1 protein-coding gene is annotated in these 865 nt (G+C 35.7%); it reads left to right on the forward strand.

Features of this window, described 5'->3' with window-relative positions; all coding sequences use genetic code 11:
- Positions 1–110: 110 nt before the first annotated feature.
- A complete protein-coding gene (locus DWY76_RS13765) occupies positions 111–575 on the forward strand; it encodes a DUF3592 domain-containing protein (protein WP_005929423.1) in 465 nt (154 codons plus the stop codon).
- Positions 576–865: the final 290 nt, after the last annotated feature.

The following is an 865-nucleotide window of genomic DNA, read 5'->3' on the forward strand; positions in this document are numbered from 1 at the left end:
AATTTTGTAGACGGATGAAACAAAATAGGATTAAATCTAAGTATCTAAGGAACGTTGATTTCACGAAGCTGCTGATTACCGACTGTAGGATTTGAGGAGGATGCCGTTTTATGAAAATTACACGAGATAAAATGTTTTTTTCAAAAGATCTTATTCATACACTGGCATATGTCGGAATGTTCGTGGCGGCAATTATATCGGTTGGAGCGTGTAAGTCTGGTATTTGGGTGGCTGCGATATTAGCATGGATTGTAGCAGGTATAATTATCGGATTGGCGATTATTTCCGACTATAAAAAGGCAGAACTTTTGAAAAATGGAACAAGAATCATCGGAAAGGTTACAGCAACAAAACGAGTACATATAAAATTTCATATGAGTACCTACCACCTTGCCGATGAAGATGTAATCTATCCATATGTGGTACATTATCAGTATAAAGTTAAAGGTGAAACCTATAATGGAAAGTCGCAGTGGTTTTGGTTCAATCCATGTATTCCGAAAGGGGCACCAATAAAAATTCTAGTAGACCCAAAGAATCCGGCCCGAAGTACAGTTCTCAAACCAGAAAGCTAAAGATGGCTTTCAATCGAGGTAAAACAAAAAGTTTATCCTTATAGCGTGTTTATTTAAAAGAAGATTGCGATTGTGCTACAAATTTTCAGGAAGTTTATGTGCATCTATACGATTTTGAAAAATTTTGTGGACAAACGAAATAAATCAGGCTTAAATTTCGTTATCTAAACAAAAAAGCAAGGCGGGAAGGTTTGATGATTTGTAAAAAATGAGGGCATAAAAATAAAGTAGGCGTTTGATATTTCCAGCAATGTGGGCAGTAGTGAAAGAAGGTATAGAAAATGAAGAAA

It is taken from the genome of Faecalibacterium sp. AF27-11BH, assembly GCF_003603005.1.
Lineage (GTDB): Bacteria > Bacillota > Clostridia > Oscillospirales > Ruminococcaceae > Faecalibacterium > Faecalibacterium taiwanense.

Bases quoted from the DNA above. Each gene is read 5' to 3' on its own strand.
- DWY76_RS13765 (WP_005929423.1), top strand. From the start codon at position 111: ATGAAAATTACACGAGATAAAATGTTTTTTTCAAAAGATCTTATTCAT.